We start from the raw sequence: 19,097 nt of genomic DNA, 5'->3' as shown, positions 1-19,097 counted from the left end.
AGTATAAGATCATAGCGAGATGTTAACGTCAAATAGTGAGTTAAATTGTTTAAAAAACGTTCACGATCTCGCCCTGGCGAAAAGACTTGAGAAAATGATACTGACTATATTTACATCAACATTCATTTTATCCAGCTGTCTATTTATCAATAGCATTTTAATCCCTATTCTTAGTAGCTTTGACTTTTACATAGATTACGAAAACAAAACAACCGCACTAATATATTGTTTATTATGGTTTTTATGCATTTTGCAGCTTTACACTTTGTATAACGTAATATCGATTAATTTTGCTTTTTTAGATCGATTAGACATATTAATAAAAAAAATAAAAGCAAACCAAAAGCATAACTCTTAATGAATAATAAATAGTAGGAAGAAAGGAGATCTGTTATCTCAAAATAAATGGGGTCAGAGTCTGACGAATCCCCAAAAAAAGAACTGAATAAATAAAGAGATAAGTAAAAAACTGAGGAACATTCATGGCATTTGGTGATCAAATTTATCGCCAAACAAAAATTACCACGAGTAAATGCCATGAATGCAAAACACCTTTTATCAAAATGCCTCTCACTTGTCACCCGCCCTGTTAACGCAAAAGATGCACAAAACTCGCCGACAAAGTCTGTTCTCTGCAATTGAAAGCTCAATGAATGGTGGAGCATTATCAATCACAGGGCTTGACTGATGCAAACCTCACACGAAGTTAAAAGCGAAAATATTGCCGGAATACTGAGGTTTTGAAAAAGCTGATTTATACACAAAAAATATGCCTTACCCCTTTGCTCAAGTATGGACAAAACGCAGCGAGGTTAGTAGCCGCAGGACATAAGCCCCCTGTGTCAGGATAGTTGTCGCCTCAATTAATTTACAAATAAACAGTAATAAGTGGGGTCAGAGTAAACTTACAAATAAGTGGGGTCAGAGTCTGACCCCACTTATCAAAGCTAGATTAGTTTCCGTCGCGACCTTTCGCTTACCAGAAAATGTAGCCGGAACGCTGAGGGTTTGCAAAGGGGTACAATCGCTTTACCCTTTTGGTCTGGTGTGGGCGAAGCGCCACGATGTTAGTGGCCGCAGGCCATCGCCAAAACCAAAACAAAAAAATAAACCTTTATTCCAGCTCAAAAACATTTCCAGAATGACAATTAGGAAACAAAAAAGCCGCTGCTTTTCGCCACGGAGTTGACTGTTGTCAATGAGTAGCGAAAAGTAGCGGCTGATGCAGTATTACTGAGGTTAAGTAGCTATTTACTCGTAGTCAGATAAAGGTACGCAACTACACATAAGGTTGCGATCCCCATAAACATCATCAATACGATTAACCGTTGGCCAAAACTTATTCGCCTTAACCGCCGCCGTTGGGAACACGGCCACTTCACGACTGTACGGACGTGAATCAAATTCGATGTCCATAATATCTGCTAGGGTGTGAGGTGCATTGTGCAGTGGGTTGTTGTCTACTGGCCACTCGCCCGCTGCTACTTTGGCGATTTCGCCGCGAATAGAAATCATCGCTTCAACGAAACGGTCTAACTCAACCTTAGACTCAGATTCAGTTGGTTCAATCATCAAGGTGCCCGCCACAGGGAAACTCATGGTGGGTGAGTGGAAACCATAATCGTTAAGACGCTTAGCGATATCCATTTCGGTTACGCCAGAGATTTCTTTCAATGGACGTAAGTCGATAATACATTCGTGGGCAACCCGCTCGTTACGGCCGGTGAACAACACAGGGTAATGTGCTGACAGCTTTTTCATGATGTAGTTAGCGTTTAATAGCGCCGTTTGGGTTGATTGCTTAACGCCATTGGTGCCTAACAGCTTAATGTACATCCAGCTGATTGGCAGGATGCTAGCGCTGCCATAAGGTGCAGCAGATACTGCGCCGTTGTGGTCGCTTTCGCGGCCAGGCTTAACCACTACGTGGCCTGCTACAAATGGCGCAAGGTGCGCTTTAACCCCGATTGGGCCCATACCAGGCCCCCCGCCGCCGTGGGGAATAGCAAAGGTTTTATGTAGGTTTAAATGCGATACGTCTGCGCCAATAAAGCCCGGTGAGGTTAAGCCAACCTGGGCGTTCATGTTGGCGCCGTCCAAATACACTTGACCGCCATATTGATGGACGATGTCGCACACTTCGCGGATTGATTCTTCGTACACGCCGTGGGTCGATGGGTATGTGATCATAATGCACGATAAGTTGTCGGCAAGCTCGACCGCTTTAGTACGTAAATCGTCTAAATCAACGTTACCTTGCTTGTCGCACGCAGTAACAACAACCTTCATACCAGCAAGTTGTGCCGATGCTGGGTTGGTGCCGTGGGCCGATTGCGGGATTAAGCAAATGTTACGGTGCGCGTCGCCGCGAGACTCGTGGTATTTCTTAATCGCTAATAGACCGGCGTATTCGCCTTGTGCACCTGAGTTAGGTTGAATACACACGGCATCGTAACCGGTGATGTTGACTAAAAACTCAGACAACTCATTAATTAACTGAGTGTAACCTTGTGCTTGGTCAAGTGGGCAAAATGGGTGCATGTTAGCAAATTCTGGCCAGCTTACCGGTAGCATTTCCACTGCGGCGTTGAGCTTCATGGTGCATGAACCTAACGAGATCATAGAGTGGTTTAGGGCTAAATCTTTATTTTCCAGACGCTTGATATAACGCATCATCTCGGTTTCGCTTTGGTAGCGATTAAACGTTGGATGAGTTAATACCGCGTCTTGACGTACTAATGCTTGTGGGATTGACTGACTGCCATTGGCCACAATGGCGCCATCTAATGTGGCGACATCTATGCCATGGCCAGCACCTAAAATCACATCAAACAATACCACCAGATCTTGGCGAGTAGTGGTTTCGTCAAAACTCACCCCAAATGCGCCGTCGGCGTCGATGCGTAAGTTTAACTTGGCCGCTAATGCTCGGGCGTTAATCGCTGCAACGTCGGCACCTTTAACACTGATGGTGTCGAACCATGAAGTGTTCGCTAAGGTTAAGCCTTTAGCGCTTAAGCCTGCGGCTAAAATGTCGGCAAAGCGGTGAATGCGTGATGCGATGGTTTTTAAGCCATGTGGGCCGTGGAATACCGCATAAAACGACACCATATTGGCTAATAAGGTTTGCGCCGTACAAATGTTTGAGTTGGCTTTTTCGCGGCGAATATGTTGCTCGCGGGTTTGCATGGCCATGCGTAATGCGCTGTTGCCGCGGCGGTCTTTTGACACACCAATAATGCGACCGGGCATTGAACGTTTGTGCTCATCACGGGCCACGAAAAAGGCCGCGTGAGGTCCGCCGTATCCCATGGGTACGCCAAAACGTTGCGCGCTACCAAACACCACATCTGCGCCCATGGCGCCCGGTGATTTAAGCAGTAATAACGACATAATGTCGGCGGCAACGGTAACCACCACTTTTTTGTCACGTAACTGAGTAAATAATTCGGTGTAGTCGGTGATTTGACCAATGCGGTTGGTGTATTGGAATAACGCACCAAATAATTCGTAATTTACTGCCTCTTTTGCTGGGCCAACGACCACGTCAAAACCAAAGCATTCGGCGCGAGTTTTGACTACGTCGAGGGTTTGCGGGAATACGTCGTCGGCAACAAAGAAGATGTTGGCTTTTTTGGCTTTAGAGACGCGCTTGGCTAATGCCATGGCTTCTGCTGCTGCGGTTGCTTCATCTAATAATGATGCAGAGGCAAGATCAAGACCGGTAAGGTCCATTGACACTTGCTGGAAGTTTAACGTGGCTTCTAAACGGCCTTGGGCGATTTCTGGCTGGTACGGCGTGTAAGCCGTGTACCAACCTGGGTTTTCAAACACATTACGCAAAATGACATTAGGCACTTGCACGCCGTAGTAACCCATACCGATATAGCTTTTAAAGACTGTATTTTTATCTGCTATGTTACGGATATAGGCGATACCTTCGGCTTCGCCACAGGAATCACCTATGGTGAGCTCTTGGGGTAAGCGAATTTTGCCTGGGACCGTTTGGGCGGTCAGATCGTCTAGCGACTCTGCGCCAATGAAGTTCAACATGTCTTGTTGTTGTTCTGCATTTGGGCCGATGTGGCGCGTCAGGAAAAGTTCGTGCTGTTCTAGTTGTGTCAGGGTTTGCTTGGTCATATTAAACCTTGTTCCAAATCGACCAGTTGAGGCGGTAGGGCACATAACTGGATTAGGGTGAAAATGGGTAATACGTGAATAACCTGTTTACGGTTTATTATGTTGCGGCTTCGTCATTGGCTTTTTAACTGCCACGGGTTAGAGATTATCGGCGCAACATTTTTAGCTTCATATAACAAAGAAGCTCCCTAGGGAGCTTCTAGTGTTATGGGTGATTATTCTTGGTCAATGACTTCTTGATAACCGTCGGCATCAAGCAATGCATCAACTTCGGCTTCAAGAGAAGGCATAACACGGAAGAACCAACCTTCACCAAAAGCGTCACTGTTAACCAGTTCTGGTGAATCTTCTAATGATTCGTTTACGGCAATCACTTCACCAGAAATCGGTGCGTAGATGTCTGAAGCCGCTTTGACTGATTCTGCTACTGCACAATCTTCACCGGCGGTAACGGTATCGCCTACTTCTGGTAATTCTACGAATACCATGTCACCAAGAAGCTCTTGAGCATGCTCAGTGATACCTACTGTGTAGCTACCGTCTGATTCTTTACGGATCCATTCGTGTGAAGATGCATATTTCAATTCTGCCGGAATAGTGCTCATTGTTGCTGTTCCTTAATCTGATGTTCAAAGACTTAATCAATAAATTCGGTGTCGGTAACACGCCACTAACATTAGAAGGCTTGTTTACCATTGCGCACAAAACTTGGGGCGATGACTTTTACGGTCACGCGTTTTTTACGCATTTCAACTTTAGCTGTGGCACCAATACCATTGGGTACACGGGCCATGGCGATAGAATAGCCTAACGTTGGCGAAAACGAACCACTGGTGATCACACCTTGGTGTTCAACACCGTCTGCATCGGTAAAAAATACCGCCATATCATGGCGTAACACGCCCTTTTCTTCCATGACCAAACCAACTAACTTTGTCGTGCCTGCCGCTTTAATCGCGGTTAACGCTTCGCGGCCGATAAAGTCACGATCGCTTGGCTCCCACGCAACGGTCCAGCCCATATTAGCAGCCAGTGGATTGATTGACTCGTCCATGTCTTGGCCGTATAGATTCATGCCCGCTTCTAAGCGTAATGTGTCGCGGGCACCAAGACCACACGGCTTAACGCCTGCCTCTAAGAGTGCTTGCCATAGGGCTTCGGCTTCAGCTTCTGGGACAATGATTTCGTAGCCAACTTCACCGGTGTAACCTGTGGTGGCAATAAATAAACTGCCTGACTGCACACCAAAGAATGGCTTCATGCCTGCAATAGCAGCATTTTGATCGGCGGTGAATACGCTAGCGGCTTTCGCTTTCGCGTTAGGGCCTTGTACGGCAATCATCGACAATTCTGGACGTTCGCTAACCACAACATCAAACGCGGCGGCTTGTTTGTTGATCCAGGCTAGGTCTTTGTCGCGAGTAGCGGAGTTAACCACTACGCGGTAATGGGTGTCGGTTAAGTAGTAGGTAATAAGGTCGTCGATGATACCAGCGTTTTCGTCTAGCATTCCGCCATAAAGGGCTTTACCCGGTACGGTAAGTTTGGCGACATCGTTAGCAAGTAACTTACGTAAGAAGGCACAAGCATCGCTGCCGGTAACGTCAACTACGGTCATGTGAGACACGTCGAACATGCCTGCGTCTTGACGTACTGCGTGATGCTCTTCGATTTGAGAGCCGTAGTTAATCGGCATTTCCCAACCATGGAAATCAACCATTTTGGCGTTTGATTGTAAATGCTTGTTAAAAAGTACTGTTTTGCTAGCCATTATTATCCCTTTTTTTGAGGCCTTTCTTATGTAGGTATTTGATAAAATGCGAACAAAATTATACTCCGCAGACCCAATTTGTATACAAAAGAATTTTCTAATCCGAGTCCAGTCGCATTAGTTTAGCTAATCTATTGGCATAATTTTTTTACATAATTATTTACAATAAAATAACTGATTTAACTGTGCTACCTGATATTAAACAAGTTTCTACATTAGCTATGATTAAATTGGCTCACGACAAAGTTTAGGTAATGTCATTTTGTTACCCATAGCCTGTTTGATGAACACTGTTTTCAGTCCAGCGACATTATCAACTAGGGTTAGGCCGATGTCGCGCATGGCTTTTTTAAGCGGATTGCTGCCGGCAAACAGTCTTTTAAAGCCTTCCATAGTGGCTATCATTTCCATGGCTTCAGCTTTGCGCCAACGTTCAAGGGCGCGCAAATGGCTATATTCGCCTAAGTCTTTGCCTTGCTCATGCAATTGGGTAAAGGTGTCGATGATACTGGCAGCGTCTAAAAAGCCCAAGTTAACCCCTTGGCCGGCTAACGGATGAATGGTATGGGCGGCGTCACCGGCCAGCACTAAACGGTGGCGCGCAAAATGGCGCGCATAACGCATCCGCAGTGGAAATGATTGACGCTCGCTGATCACTTGGCACAAGCCTAAACGACCATCAAGCGCGGCGGTTAATGCTTTTGAAAACTCAACCTCATCAAGCGCTAATAATTGCTTGGCTTGATCGGGCGACACCGACCACACAATCGAACATAAATGGTCGTCATACAAGGGCAACATAGCTAATGGGCCGCCGGGTAAAAAGGCTTGTCTGGCGGTGGCGTCATGGGCGAGTTCGGTGCGCACTGTGGCGACAATGGCATGGTGACCGTAGTCCCAGAATGTCAGCGGAATACTGCATTGCTGGCGCACCCAAGAGTTGGCACCGTCGGCAGCCACCACCACGGCGGCGCTAATGTTGTCGCCATTGGCTAAGGTAAGCCAAGCTTCGCGTTCGCCAAAGGCTATACGTTCAAGGCGTTGGCCTTCTAAATGGGTTAAATTACTGATCTCACTTGCACGTTTGGCAAGGGCATAGCTGATGGCATCGTTTTCGATAATCGAGCCTAAATGCGTTTCGCTGATGCTGTGGGCGTCAAATTCAATTTTGCCTAGGCCGTCTTTGTCCCACACCGACATTTTTTGGTAAGGGCTGACACGATTGTCATCGAGATATTGCCACGCACCGAGGTTTTGTAGCAATTGCTGACTGGCTTTGTTAATGGCACTGACACGCAATTTAGGCTCGCCACTGACCGCTTGAATTGTGCCAGCATCGATGACCACGACATTAAGGTCGGCGTTGGCTAAACCGATTGCGGTAGCGAGCCCGACCATGCCACCTCCGACGATGGCAACATCATATGTTTGAGTTGAATACATGGTCAATCCTTACCTTAAAAGAGTTAACGCCAACCCATTGCGGTTTGAGCAACGGGACGTTTGAGTGGGGGTAACCAAGACAAAAGGCGTAAACCAAGATTGCGGCCCGCTACCATCGGCCAATATTGGTTGGAAAAGCCACGTACTAAAAATTCGATATTACTCAGCGTGCTGTCGCGATCCGCTTGGCGCGCGGCTAAATACTGATGCAAGATAGCATTACTGCCGACATCGACCTCGGTTGAGGGATTGGCTAATTTATACGTACTAAAAGCCTGTTTAAGCACATCCAGTAAGCCCACAACATCACGCAGCCCAAGATTAAAACCTTGTCCGGCAATCGGGTGCAGGGTTTGCGCCGCATTACCAATAAAAATACAGCGATGGTAAATCGGTCTTGGCATGTACGATAATGTGAGTGGATAACTGCTGCGCTGACCGACATCAACGAAGCGACCAACGCGATGGCCAAAGGCTTGTTGTAATGCGCCTAAAAACTCGGCTTTGTCGACATGTTTTAGTTGCTCTGCTTGAGCGGGCGGTAATGCCCATACCAGTGAATATCGCGATTGAGTAGCAGGTGTTGATGGCACTGACTTCATCGGTAACAGTGCTAATGGGCCTGTTTGGGTAAAGCGCTCATAAGCCCAATGCTGATGCGGCTGGTCAGTAATGACGTTGGCAACGACAGCCGTTTGATCAAAATCGACTTGCTCTGTAGGCTGTTGTAAATGTTGACGCACAACCGAGTTAGCACCGTCGGCAGCAACCAATAACTGGCAATGCAATTGCGTGCCGTTATCTAAAGTTAATAAGTGACCGTTGGTTTGAGCCTGCAACTCAGTCACGGTAGCCGGACAAAACACCTCAACTGATGATTTAGCCAATTGTTCAAACAACACTTTGCCCACTTGGGCTAACTCTACCACCTGCCCTAATGCCCCTAAGCCAAGCGGTTTAGCATTGAGCTCGGTCATGCCAAAGTGACCGCGATCGGAAACATGAATATTTTCAATTGCAGTGCCAAGATGCTGCAACTTGGGCCAAATGCCTAAACGAGTGAGTTCAAAAACAGAACCGTGAGCAACGGCAATGGAGCGAGCATCAAAGCCTGGGTGATTATTGTTGGCAACGTGGGCTTCGATTAAGGCAATGCGCAGCGGACGCGACAAGGTGGCAGATAACTTAGCTAACCCTAAGGCTAACGTGGCTCCTGCCATGGCGCCACCCACAATGGCAATATCAACGGCAAGTGGTTGTGTGGAGGTGTGTGCTGAGGTCATACGCTGCGTTACTGCCTATACCAAAAATATTAGTGAAAATTTGAATGCTCGTCGGTGTCATGTAAAGGCATGTCTAAACCGAACTCTGAATAGCATAAAATAGCCGACATTCTGACAAATTCTTGCAGTTCAACGTAGGCGACTTCGGATTCTTCGTCATCACCAACATCAAATTCTACTTGGGCAATATCAGCAAGGTCTTTAATCACTTCACGCACATCAGATGAGGCTTTTGCTAGCTGCGGTTGAATAATGGCAATGCCGGTTAAGAAGCTTTGGGTCCACAAAGCTAACGCTTCAACGCGCTCGCTCAGCGGCACTTCTTCTTCTGGCAGTAACAAGGTAAAGCCAAATTCAAAATCGACTAAGCGTGTCACCGTGTCTTGATACAACTCACTGATCAACTTTTGTAAGTTCGCTTCTAGCGGCTGACCGTCGTTCATTAACTCAACTAACGGCGTTAACCACGCAAAATTCTCTTGTTTTACGCCACCACAAATTAGCCCAACAAGTGCACCGTGCACTTCTACTGGATGTTGGCCTACTTCAGCGTAATCTAATGCCTGTTTTAGTTTTTCAATACATAATGAAGGTGGGATTGCCATGGTTAATTCCTAATAGCGCTATATCTGCTTCAATGCTAGCAGAGATAGTATGATGCTCCAAATGCGAGCGTGTATTGTGCCCCAATTATACAGGGACTGAAGCAGATTTGTTCACACAAACAGCAAATAGTTAAAAAGGGATACTGTTGCCTTGCGCTTTTAAATTCAGCCCTATATAGTTCGCTCACATGCTGAACTTTACTAACATCAGCTCGGAATAATAAACGGTTATCAAACAGTCTTTTGTCCCGCTAACTGCGCTACACTGACTTATAATAGACCTGTTATTGGCGCAGCGATTAATTGCACAAGACGCCTGGTTAGCAAAACAAATGACAAGTTTGATATGAAATATGTCAAATTTTATGATTTTTACTTGTTTACCCCATCTCTTTAACCCGAGTGAGGTTAACTGAGGATCTGCGGCGACATTATGAGTAACAGTGCTGTTGATATTACCCTATTAGGGCGCACCTACTCCATCGGATGTCCTAAAGGACGCGAAGAAGCATTGCGCACGGTAGCCAGAGAAGTTGAAAACCAGCTGACGACGTTAAAGTCTCGGACCAACAACTTAAGCCGTGAAGAGCTTGCCATTATGGCCGCACTCAATATTGGTAATGAATTGTACGAAGAAAAGCAAAAGAATAAGCAGTACATGGCGCAAATGGATGAGCGAATTTCGTTATTACAGTCAACGTTGGAAACATCCTTGGTTGAACGAAGCAGCTAGGAAGGCTAAACTAAGATTTCAGAATTAAGAATAACTTGATTCTACCCTGTTTTGCTCCCTGAGATATTCGCCAGTTGGTTAAGTCCCTGTGCCGATAATTACAAACCCAGGGTGAATGCTTTCGTTGACACTGTGCATGCTCGGATTATACCGAGAAGCCTTAGGAAATGAACATTTACCCGCCTTGAACCTACGGTTCAAGGGCTGCGCCAGCAGCGGTATTTTGGGGAGCATTCTAATTTCAGATTTAGCTTTTTTTAAGGCTCATTTTTTGAAGATCACCTCGGTTACACTTTTTAGATAGTGCCTTTATTTCATCCTCAAGCACGCTTTTATATCCAAGCACTGTTTCATATCCAAGCTCTTTCATATCCAGCTCACTTTCATATCCAGCTCTGTTTCATATCCAAGCACTGTTTCATATCCAGCTCTGTTTCATATCCAAGCTCTCTTTTCTCCTCAAGATCTCTTTTATCCTCCAGCTGTGCATAAATCGACAACATAACTTGGTGACGCTGATCCTTCAGCTCAAATAGCCAATAAAATACGACCGTTTTTTATACAAAACAGTCCCGCTTTCACACTTTCAGACGGAGACACTAGGTTACTTTATTGTTAAGATTGTTTTACAACGTATATTACTGTATAAAGTGTTTAATATTAATAACTTGTAAATATGGATTATGACAAGCTGCTCCACTCATCTCAAGGTTTACTGCACCATTTTAATTGTATTCATGTTCAGCTTATCTGCTTGTAAATCCACACCCGACCCTGTTAAACCGAGTCATATCATTCCTGCTGCGTTATCTCATTTGCCTGCTGATGCAGCAAACCTAGGTTTGGATATCATTGATGTTCAATTGAGCTTAGGCGATCGCAATTTATATCTGGCTAGCAATGGCAATATCAAAATGGTCTCGACCGCACAATGCCAGTTAGATATTTCGGCGCACCGTGGAGATTTTCGTCAACCAGAAAGTAGCGCTCATGCTATTGCTTCGGCCTTGAACGATAACTTTAACAGTGTCGAAATTGACGTAATGCTACTCAAAGATGGCACTTGGGTTAATCATCACGATAGTCAAACAGGTCGCGCTACCGTGTATTACACCGGTGAACGCTTTAAACTAAATCGCATGAGTGTTCAGCAGTTCGCTAATCTGAAACTGCGGGATAAACACAGTAACAATTTACTCAACGAACGCCCAATAACGGCTGCAGAAGCCTTTAGAGTATTTGGCGCTTATCGCACCCAAAATCAACGACTCAATGTAGAAATAAAATCTGATACCAATGGCCAAAAGCTGGTAGAACTCGATAATATGCTCAGAAAATATATTGGCTTAGGTGGATTTTATTATTCTGCGGCAGAACGAGATGTCCTATACAAGCTACGTGGCATTAACCCATCGGTTTACTTAGGCTTTATTCAAGGTGGACACCCTACCAGTGTTGAAAAGTTAGCCGCAGATTTACGTAAAGGTGTAAAAAATGATGCCTATTACTTAGATAATCAACATAATCTTGAGCTTGCTGGTCGCTACGGCACTAAACGTTACCGCTCACGTTATAAAGACTACACCGCAACATCATCATTAACCCAATTGCAAAAAAAGCTGGGTAGCAACTCTGGTTTACACTTAGACATTCGCAGTTTTATGCAGCATCTCAGCGTCAAGTATCGTGCTCACCAACTCGGAATGAAGGTCTATACCTATTCGCTTAATGGCAGTGATTATCATCAATCACAATTACTTAAGTTAACCACTAATAAGCTACCCGATGGCGCAATTGTGGATGCCACGCCTTACAAGATTTGCCAGCGTTTATTCAACAGAGCCGTACCTAAAAAGCGTTATCAAGCATTGAGTAATGTCGGTCGTTATATTACCGCTTTACCCCAAGATGCTGACTTTGATCGCTTTGACGAAATGCTTGGTTATCAAACAGAAGGTTATTATTTGTCATTAACCTCTGGCCTTAAAGCCATCCATAGCACTGCGGTTAACAAGACACCTAACAACATACCCACGCCTTTGTTGGAACATGGTTTCCCCACTATTACTGATGAAATAATTGATAACGACACCGGTGACACCATTATTTTAAGGTTACCAGGTCGTCAGGCTAATAAAAATTAATATGACTGATAATAACAAAAGTCCATTTGCAACAAATTTGCTTAACACTGCCCCGACGCAAAAGAAGATGGAATCAGCTGAAAAAGAGCTGAAGAAAGTACAGAAAAATCAACAATCAACGGCTGTCAAAGCTAAAAAACAACAAGCTGTTGAAGCCCAAATGGTTAACACGGGTAAACCCTTCTGGTGGATGCTGTTGATGTTCATTTGTTCGATAGTGTATTTATTCCCTGAGGCGGTGTTTAATGCGGCGTTAACCGATGTTGCTGGCGGGCGCAATTCCAGCGTGGAAGACTTACGGGCGGTAGAATTATTTGGTCGTACCATCAGTGGTGTTGGCGTTACCCTGCTTTTAGCTGACTTATTACTAAAAGGTAAACAAGTGGCTAAAGCCACTCGGGCTTTAGGTTATTTCACCCTAATTGCAGTGATTATTTGGCCAACGGTATTTTTTGGTCAAAAGTGGTTAGTGGATCATTTTATTATTGATGCATCGACCCCAGAAGAGCGCCAACAAGCTTATTTGTCGCAAGTACTTCGTAGCGCATTGATTGAAAATTCAATAAAATTTGAAGGCATTGATTACGACCCCGATAAAAAACACAGTGCAATCGAAAAAACGTTTTTATCCGTGTTTGGTGGACTCGTATACGCTGATGATAAATTAGTGGACGATTTAAAACAGAAAAAGCGCTTGATCATGGAAAAATTTGTTCGCGACCGTGCTATGTCTCGATTTGATCAACACTACGCTAACTATGATAATTTCCGCCAGACCCTACGGGGAAAATACACTGAGTATGCTGCAGGTTCTAATCAATATAATCAGGCCTTAGCTAGCGTACAAACACGATCTGACGCTTACTGGCTCGATACCCAAAACCAGGTAAAGCAAGGTTGGGAGCAATACCAACAAGGCACCAAGGCTTATGAAGCTAGGGTCGAATCCCGGGCACAAAAAATAGCCCCTAAATTATACGATTATTTTGAACGGCGTAATAAATGTGCAGAAAAGAAAAGTGGCAGTAATAAAGACCGTTGTTTCGAGCGACTGCAGAACGGTTATGACAAAGAAATAGCCAAATACAGCATGCCTTATATTCCACCTAATGATTGGTTGGTTCGTGAAGAAATTTCGACGTCTGAAAACGTCGGTAATTCCATTATTTCAGGGATTTTGACATTTGGCCTTTACACTGCAATGCAAGCTGCTGATGCCGTAACGGGTGGCGACGCTGGATTTAAAGATCATCGTATGGTGTATACCAACGATGTGAATCATTATAAAAACGTGTTGATGCTAAAAATGGAGCCTGATTTTATTAAAGAGTCGGGTGGCTATCCATTAGGCATTAACTCAATTCATGAATTTAGAGTAAATGAACTTACCAGCATAAAAGTGAATAAAAAGCTGAAACAAAAAGGCTTAACCTTATCCCCTTCTTGGTCACTGACCGATCGTAATAGCTTTGACATTGCAGTTGCTAAAAAAGTGCGTCAACAAGCTGATAGTGAGTGGCGATCAAAAATGAAGGCTAAAGGCAATGACATGCCGCCGAATTTAAGCTGGCAGACATTTCAACAGCAAGGCGTTATCCAACAGCGTATTGAGGATGAAATGAAAGAGCTTTACGTAAAACCAACGCTGGCTGATTGGAATAACCGTGAGTTTAAACAGAAAATTATTGAACCCAATATACGACGGAAAACCACCGAGTATCTTAATGTGCTCGAAGCCCAACAAGTTGAGTTTGCCGACGGCGGCGCTTTTGAATCGACGGGTAAGTCGGCTTTAAGATCAACGATTATTCCGCCAATATCCATGTCGATTAGCTTAGCCTTGGTGCTATTAACCCTATTAAAGTTACCGATGAAAGCCGTAGAACTCGTGCAAGTAAAAAGGACTCGAGCAGCAGCAAAAGCTAAGCCTAACCGATATATAAAACCTGCAATATCTATCCTGTTATTAGCGGCAATTTTTGTGGTGCCTTTATCCATGGCCGTTAACCAATACACCATGAAAGAATCGGCGTTGCATTACTTTTTTGAACAAATGGAGAAGAATGATTCAGCCATGATTTCATTCGCGCTTAAATGGTTATTAGTGACTCAACCTATGGTGCAACCTATCGGTTCATCCATTGACCAAGGCTTATTTATCACCAAAGGATTTAATGCGATCAGTGAGCCCATTAACCGCTTTGATTTAGCAATAATGTCTGAACATGATTCAACTAAGCTTGCTAAATACTCGCCTAAGAAAGCCGCCTTATTACCTCTGACTATCAACAACAATATCGCCAATGCCAAGGTGGCAGTGATGAATATTAAACCAACATATCAAGCAGGCATGATGTTACCCGCGGGCAGTTATGACATAAAAGTCAGCGCCCCTGGACATATTTCCGTTAGAGAATGGGTGTATTTGAAAGCCGACGAAACTGATTTTAATATCAATTTGTCAGCAGCAGACGTGACCAGTCAATGATAAAAAAACAGTAAAAAAATTCATCACGCATTGATTTATAGGAAGTATTACGTGAGTAAATTAGAACAATTCCAAAGTTTTATCCGTAGCAACGGTAAAGATCTCACTGGTGTCGATGTACCAGTAATATTAAGCAACGAACAAGCAAAGCTTCCACAGCTTAAATTTACCTTTGGTTGGACGATTGAAGTTGGCGTGAGTGCACATGAACACGGCGGCTATTGCCCATCTGGAATTAAGTCAGGCAGTGCATCCAATGCCCGAGATCTCGCCCATGACAAAGCCAAAGAGTATGTCAGTGGACAGAATTCGTTGTTTAACGATCGCTTCTTAACAATACTTGGGCCTGATATTGCGGAAAATTTCCTAATAAGAAATAGAGGCTTAAAATCAGCCCCTGAAACCTATGTGGGCAGCAAAGTTTGCTACCGTTGCCATGGTTCTGGTAGTCAAAGTTGTTCTAGCTGTTATGGCTCTGGTAGTAACTCTTGTAGTGGTTGTCATGGTAGTGGCCGCGTCAGTGTTTCGCGTCATGATAGCTATAATAATCGCACGGTTTATACCACAGAGTCTTGTTCATCATGTTGGGGCAGTGGTAAAAAAACCTGTTATACCTGCAACGGCTCGGGCTCTGTGACGTGCGGCACTTGTAGTGGCGGCGGTTACCTCTATCACAGTTACACCATTGATGGTGAAGCAAAACGCAGCACTAACTGGGCTTATAACAGCAGTGATTACCACAAATGGACCTCTGAATTTGTCAAAAATAGCGGCTTAAACTTAGTCTATAATTTAACTCAGATAACTGAAGTTGATGTTGAGGGTACCCTTAATGGCTGTACCTTTATGTATGCTTTTACCGCTAAACTTCCAACCCTGCAATTTACCGCGACGATTGATAAAGTCGATACCAAGATGTGCTTTGCCGGTAAAAAGAACACCACCCATAATGCCGGTGGGGTTTACGATCCTGCGGTATGGAGTGTGGCACAGAAAATGGCAGGGGGCAGCCAATCCGCCGACAAAGTGGCATTAGCCACCCCTGCTGTAAAAAACATTATCGAAGCCGATACAACCCACACGCAAATTGCATTATTAGATGAAAACTGGGTATCGACTGATATTAAAGACGCGGTATTATCTAACTACCAAAACTTAGTGACACAATTAAAAAAGCAAAGCGTTAAAGGTATTACACCTAACATGTTCGCAGGCTTGATTAAATACACTTATTTATTCTTTACTTTAGGGATGTTAATCGCGCTGTTATTCCCCAAATTTGCAGTCGATTCCGGTTATCGCATGAGCGTGACTCAAATACCTGAATGGATGATGGCGTTATTGACGATGCAATTTGGCCTATTCGGGCTTCCCGCTGTGGCTAATTATGCCTTTGTACTTGGGTTATTGTGGTTAAGCTACCAAGGTGTGAAAAAATTGTATTGGAAAAATATCAGTAACGCTAAGATCTGGGTATTGGCTATCAGCATTACACTATTATTGCCACATATGGCGTTAACGCTTTATTACAACACGGTTGAACTGCTTGGCCATTCACCCGCCATGGCTAGCACTCTCGTGAGTGGCTCATTATTGGTCGGGCTTTACTTACTCGTCATTGGTGTAAAATGGCCACAAAAGTGGTATAGCAAAATTTTTGGATTGATTGCTGGAGTCAGTTTTTATTGTGCCCTACAATACGGTTTGTTCTTAATAAACCCAACTTATGGTTTTATCGAAAATAATGCTAATTATTCTGGTGATGTGGCTGCGTTATTATCATCTGGTTTACGTTTTATGGGGAATAATTTAATTGAGTGGGCTTTGTTATCAGTTGGCTTTACTTACTTCTTAACACGTAGAAAATTTTGGTTAAAAGCAAAGACGATGGTGGCTGATTACGAGAGTCCGGTGCTACTAAAATCGATGAACATGGATAAATAGTCCCGTATTGTGTTGCTAAAAAAAACCCAGCGTAATGCTAAGCCTTACGCTGGGGGGAAGTTTGATGCAAAGTGATTCAGCATTAGCTGACTATCAATCTGTGATTTCATCTCATTACAGAACGCGATAACCTACTTTGAGTTCCAGTTGTTGATTATCGTTTTTTTAAATTCATTTGTAAGTGTTGGAGTATTCCCTACATATGAGCATGACGCGTTTTATGACTAATTCAGAACCATATCAGTCAGATTCTTCAGCGGTTCAAACCCTGATTACTTATTTTTCTTCTGGCAGCACTGCATCAGATAAACTTATGACGGATCAAGCCATTATCAATAAAGATTCATTTACAGATCCTTCAATCCCAGCACCGTTATTCGACAGTTATAATATGAGCCGTGACAGTATTCGTCGCCATATCAGGCAAGAGCGTAATGCCCTTTCTCAAGCGGAACAAAACCAACTAGCCTTGATTGCTAGTCGACATTTATTGTCAGAAATTCAGCGTATTTCAGCTAAACGAGTGGCGCTATATTTAGCTTTTGACGGTGAACTAGCAACCAATAAGTTGATAAAAGCTTTATGGAAATTAGATATTGAAGTGTATCTACCTCGCTTGCACCCTTTTGCTAAAGGGCATTTGCTGTTTATTCGCTATACCGCTGATACTGTGATGATAAACAATCGCTTTAACATTGCCGAACCCAAGCTTGATGTCGGCAACATTGCCACTGTTGAGCAGCTGGATATGATTGTGACACCCTTGGTCGCATTTGATAATAATGGTAATCGCATGGGTATGGGCGGCGGTTATTACGACCGCACCTTGGCACAAGTGATTGATAACAAGCCGTTAGCCGTCGGGTATGCCCATGACTGTCAGCAAGTGAGCGTTTTACCGATTGAATATTGGGATGTGCCGTTGCCGGTGATAATTACTCCAACGAAACGGTTAGCTATTTAAAATAGCTTAATTTTATTAAGGTCCTGGCGCTTCGCTCACACCCGTTCAAGCAGGGAAAACGGCTTTTCCCTCTTGGATCTCCCCAGCCGCTCCGGCAAAGTGTTGATCCTCATAGCATAATAAAAAGCCCTATCAATACACAGTATTGATAGGGCTTTTTATTTATTTTATTTATGTTAGTTACACAATTGCTTTCTCTAATGCTTGGCTAACATCGGCAATGATGTCATCGATGTGCTCTATTCCCACCGAAATGCGGACGAGGTCTTCTGACACGCCGGCTTTGGCTAACTCTGCGCCGCTGAGTTGGCGGTGAGTGGTACTGGCAGGATGGCACGCCAGTGATTTAGCATCGCCGATATTGACTAAACGCAGCACCATTTGCAGTGCATCAATAAACTTACCACCAGCGACTTTACCGGCTTCAGCATTATCGGCTTTAATGCCAAAACTGATGATACCAGAGGCTTTACCGCCAGTGATTTTTTGGCATGTACCATGATGCGGACTATCCGGTAATGCGGCGTAATTAACCCAGCTAATGCTTGGATGCTGTTGTAAATATTCAGCTAACGTGAGGGCATTGCAGCAATGACGTTCCATGCGCAGGCTTAAGGTTTCTAAACCTTGGAGTAATAAAAAGGAACTGTGTGGCGATAATGCTGCGCCAGTATTGCGCAATGGCACAACGCGGCAGCGACCAATAAAGGCCGCTGGACCAAACGCGTCGGTATAGACCACGCCGTGATAAGACGGATCGGGCTCATTGAGTATCGCAAAGCGTTGCTTGTTCTCTACCCAATCAAATTTGCCCGAATCAATAATCACCCCACCAATAGTAGTGCCGTGGCCGCCAATGTATTTGGTTAATGAATGAATAACGATATCTGCACCATGATCAAATGCACGACATAACACTGGCGTTGCCACAGTATTATCAACAATTAACGGCACCCCATGTTTGTGGGCAATATCGGCCAAACGCTGTAAGTCGACAATATTACCGGCAGGATTACCAATCGATTCACAAAATAACGCTTTAGTCTTATCGTCAATTAATGCATCGAGGCCATCGAAATCATCAAACGCCGCCATACGGACTTCAACACCTTGGCGGGGCAATGTATGGGCAAATAAATTATAGGTGCCACCGTATAACTGGCTGGTGCTGACAATGTTGTCGCCCACTTGGGTTAACGCTTGAATGGCATAAGTAATTGCCGCCATGCCTGATGCAACTGCCAGCGCACCAATACCACCTTCTATCGCAGCCAAGCGTTGTTCAAGCACGCTGGTTGTCGGGTTCATAATGCGGGTGTAAATGTTACCGGCAACTTTTAAGTCAAACAGGTCGGCACCGTGTTGAGTATCATCAAAGGTGTACGATGTCGTTTGGTAAATGGGCACTGCTGCAGCTTTGGTGGTTGCTTCAGACTCGTAGCCATAATGTAATGCCAGTGATTCCAGTTTCATGTTTGCTGCAGACATAGCGCCTTCCTTAACTGTGTATATTCGAATGGATTAATGACCCAAAAGGGGCTCCGCAGTTGTTGATAATAGCAGCGGTTCTCTACACTAGCAA

The 19,097-nt window shown here is 44.3% G+C and carries 13 protein-coding genes, 1 other RNA gene and 1 pseudogene; 7 read left to right on the top strand and 8 right to left on the bottom strand.

Translation table 11 applies throughout. The features are described 5' to 3' along the window. Positions 1 to 537 precede the first annotated feature (537 nt). Positions 538 to 682, top strand: a pseudogene (locus tag AAEZ02_RS17805) (IS4 family transposase); the annotation flags it as partial. A gap of 569 nt (positions 683 to 1,251) precedes the next feature. Here the strand turns inward: AAEZ02_RS17805 and gcvP are convergent. From gcvP to AAEZ02_RS17775, 6 genes are all read right to left on the bottom strand, one after another. Continuing rightward, positions 1,252 to 4,140 (bottom strand): aminomethyl-transferring glycine dehydrogenase, encoded by a 2,889-nt coding sequence (gcvP, locus tag AAEZ02_RS17800; protein ID WP_351124263.1) that lies wholly within the window; start codon positions 4,138 to 4,140, stop codon positions 1,252 to 1,254. 215 nt (positions 4,141 to 4,355) lie between these two features. Continuing rightward, on the bottom strand, positions 4,356 to 4,745 hold the full coding sequence (gene gcvH / locus AAEZ02_RS17795; RefSeq protein WP_101032768.1) for a glycine cleavage system protein GcvH: 390 nt from the start codon (positions 4,743 to 4,745) through the stop codon (positions 4,356 to 4,358). Positions 4,746 to 4,816: 71 nt separating this feature from the next. Continuing rightward, entirely contained in the window at positions 4,817 to 5,911 is a 1,095-nt protein-coding gene (gene gcvT / locus AAEZ02_RS17790) for a glycine cleavage system aminomethyltransferase GcvT (RefSeq protein ID WP_335687397.1), read from the bottom strand. Between the two features lie 225 nt (positions 5,912 to 6,136). After that, a complete protein-coding gene (locus AAEZ02_RS17785) occupies positions 6,137 to 7,354 on the bottom strand; it encodes an FAD-dependent oxidoreductase (protein ID WP_351124260.1) in 1,218 nt (405 codons plus the stop codon). A gap of 23 nt (positions 7,355 to 7,377) precedes the next feature. Beyond that, positions 7,378 to 8,637, bottom strand: a complete 1,260-nt coding sequence (ubiH, locus tag AAEZ02_RS17780) for a 2-octaprenyl-6-methoxyphenyl hydroxylase (RefSeq protein WP_351124257.1) — start codon at positions 8,635 to 8,637, stop codon at positions 7,378 to 7,380. A 29-nt stretch (positions 8,638 to 8,666) separates the two neighbouring features. Further along, the gene (locus AAEZ02_RS17775) at positions 8,667 to 9,242 is read right to left on the bottom strand and encodes a UPF0149 family protein (RefSeq protein ID WP_101032772.1); all 576 of its coding nucleotides are present in this window, start codon (positions 9,240 to 9,242) and stop codon (positions 8,667 to 8,669) included. 433 nt (positions 9,243 to 9,675) lie between these two features. On the opposite strand from AAEZ02_RS17775, the gene AAEZ02_RS17770 reads away from it, so the two are divergent. After that, the gene (locus AAEZ02_RS17770; RefSeq protein ID WP_101032773.1) at positions 9,676 to 9,975 is read left to right on the top strand and encodes a cell division protein ZapA; all 300 of its coding nucleotides are present in this window, start codon (positions 9,676 to 9,678) and stop codon (positions 9,973 to 9,975) included. Between the two features lie 52 nt (positions 9,976 to 10,027). Next, a non-coding RNA gene (ssrS, locus tag AAEZ02_RS17765) (6S RNA) lies at positions 10,028 to 10,209 on the top strand. Positions 10,210 to 10,222: 13 nt separating this feature from the next. Here ssrS and AAEZ02_RS17760 read toward each other — a convergent pair. Then, on the bottom strand, positions 10,223 to 10,345 hold the full coding sequence (locus AAEZ02_RS17760; RefSeq protein WP_351124254.1) for a hypothetical protein: 123 nt from the start codon (positions 10,343 to 10,345) through the stop codon (positions 10,223 to 10,225). A 367-nt stretch (positions 10,346 to 10,712) separates the two neighbouring features. Here AAEZ02_RS17760 and AAEZ02_RS17755 point away from each other — a divergent pair, with 367 nt between their 5' ends. From AAEZ02_RS17755 to AAEZ02_RS17740, 4 genes are all read left to right on the top strand, one after another. Next, positions 10,713 to 12,119 (top strand): glycerophosphodiester phosphodiesterase, encoded by a 1,407-nt coding sequence (locus tag AAEZ02_RS17755; protein WP_351124251.1) that lies wholly within the window; start codon positions 10,713 to 10,715, stop codon positions 12,117 to 12,119. Between the two features lie 67 nt (positions 12,120 to 12,186). Next, positions 12,187 to 14,607 (top strand): peptidase associated/transthyretin-like domain-containing protein, encoded by a 2,421-nt coding sequence (locus tag AAEZ02_RS17750; protein ID WP_233768577.1) that lies wholly within the window; start codon positions 12,187 to 12,189, stop codon positions 14,605 to 14,607. Positions 14,608 to 14,658: 51 nt separating this feature from the next. Continuing rightward, a complete protein-coding gene (locus AAEZ02_RS17745) occupies positions 14,659 to 16,551 on the top strand; it encodes a DnaJ-like cysteine-rich domain-containing protein (protein WP_351124248.1) in 1,893 nt (630 codons plus the stop codon). Positions 16,552 to 16,942: 391 nt separating this feature from the next. Further along, a complete protein-coding gene (locus AAEZ02_RS17740; RefSeq protein WP_232772208.1) occupies positions 16,943 to 17,515 on the top strand; it encodes a 5-formyltetrahydrofolate cyclo-ligase in 573 nt (190 codons plus the stop codon). A 180-nt stretch (positions 17,516 to 17,695) separates the two neighbouring features. Here AAEZ02_RS17740 and AAEZ02_RS17735 read toward each other — a convergent pair whose 3' ends face one another. Continuing rightward, positions 17,696 to 18,988, bottom strand: coding sequence for an O-acetylhomoserine aminocarboxypropyltransferase/cysteine synthase family protein (locus AAEZ02_RS17735; RefSeq protein ID WP_124013541.1), 1,293 nt, complete (start codon positions 18,986 to 18,988; stop codon positions 17,696 to 17,698). Positions 18,989 to 19,097: the final 109 nt, after the last annotated feature.

This window comes from Shewanella sp. T24-MNA-CIBAN-0130 (assembly GCF_040310185.1).
In the GTDB taxonomy this organism is placed as follows: domain Bacteria; phylum Pseudomonadota; class Gammaproteobacteria; order Enterobacterales; family Shewanellaceae; genus Shewanella; species Shewanella psychromarinicola.
This window is presented reverse-complemented; position numbering and strand designations above follow the sequence as displayed.

Bases quoted from the DNA above. Each gene is read 5' to 3' on its own strand.
- gcvP (WP_351124263.1), bottom strand. From the start codon at position 4,140: ATGACCAAGCAAACCCTGACACAACTAGAACAGCACGAACTTTTCCTG.
- gcvH (WP_101032768.1), bottom strand. From the start codon at position 4,745: ATGAGCACTATTCCGGCAGAATTGAAATATGCATCTTCACACGAATGG.
- gcvT (WP_335687397.1), bottom strand. From the start codon at position 5,911: ATGGCTAGCAAAACAGTACTTTTTAACAAGCATTTACAATCAAACGCC.
- AAEZ02_RS17785 (WP_351124260.1), bottom strand. From the start codon at position 7,354: ATGTATTCAACTCAAACATATGATGTTGCCATCGTCGGAGGTGGCATG.
- ubiH (WP_351124257.1), bottom strand. From the start codon at position 8,637: ATGACCTCAGCACACACCTCCACACAACCACTTGCCGTTGATATTGCC.
- AAEZ02_RS17775 (WP_101032772.1), bottom strand. From the start codon at position 9,242: ATGGCAATCCCACCTTCATTATGTATTGAAAAACTAAAACAGGCATTA.
- AAEZ02_RS17770 (WP_101032773.1), top strand. From the start codon at position 9,676: ATGAGTAACAGTGCTGTTGATATTACCCTATTAGGGCGCACCTACTCC.
- AAEZ02_RS17760 (WP_351124254.1), bottom strand. From the start codon at position 10,345: ATGAAAGAGCTTGGATATGAAACAGTGCTTGGATATAAAAGCGTGCTT.
- AAEZ02_RS17755 (WP_351124251.1), top strand. From the start codon at position 10,713: ATGTTCAGCTTATCTGCTTGTAAATCCACACCCGACCCTGTTAAACCG.
- AAEZ02_RS17750 (WP_233768577.1), top strand. From the start codon at position 12,187: ATGGAATCAGCTGAAAAAGAGCTGAAGAAAGTACAGAAAAATCAACAA.
- AAEZ02_RS17740 (WP_232772208.1), top strand. From the start codon at position 16,943: ATGAGCCGTGACAGTATTCGTCGCCATATCAGGCAAGAGCGTAATGCC.
- AAEZ02_RS17735 (WP_124013541.1), bottom strand. From the start codon at position 18,988: ATGAAACTGGAATCACTGGCATTACATTATGGCTACGAGTCTGAAGCA.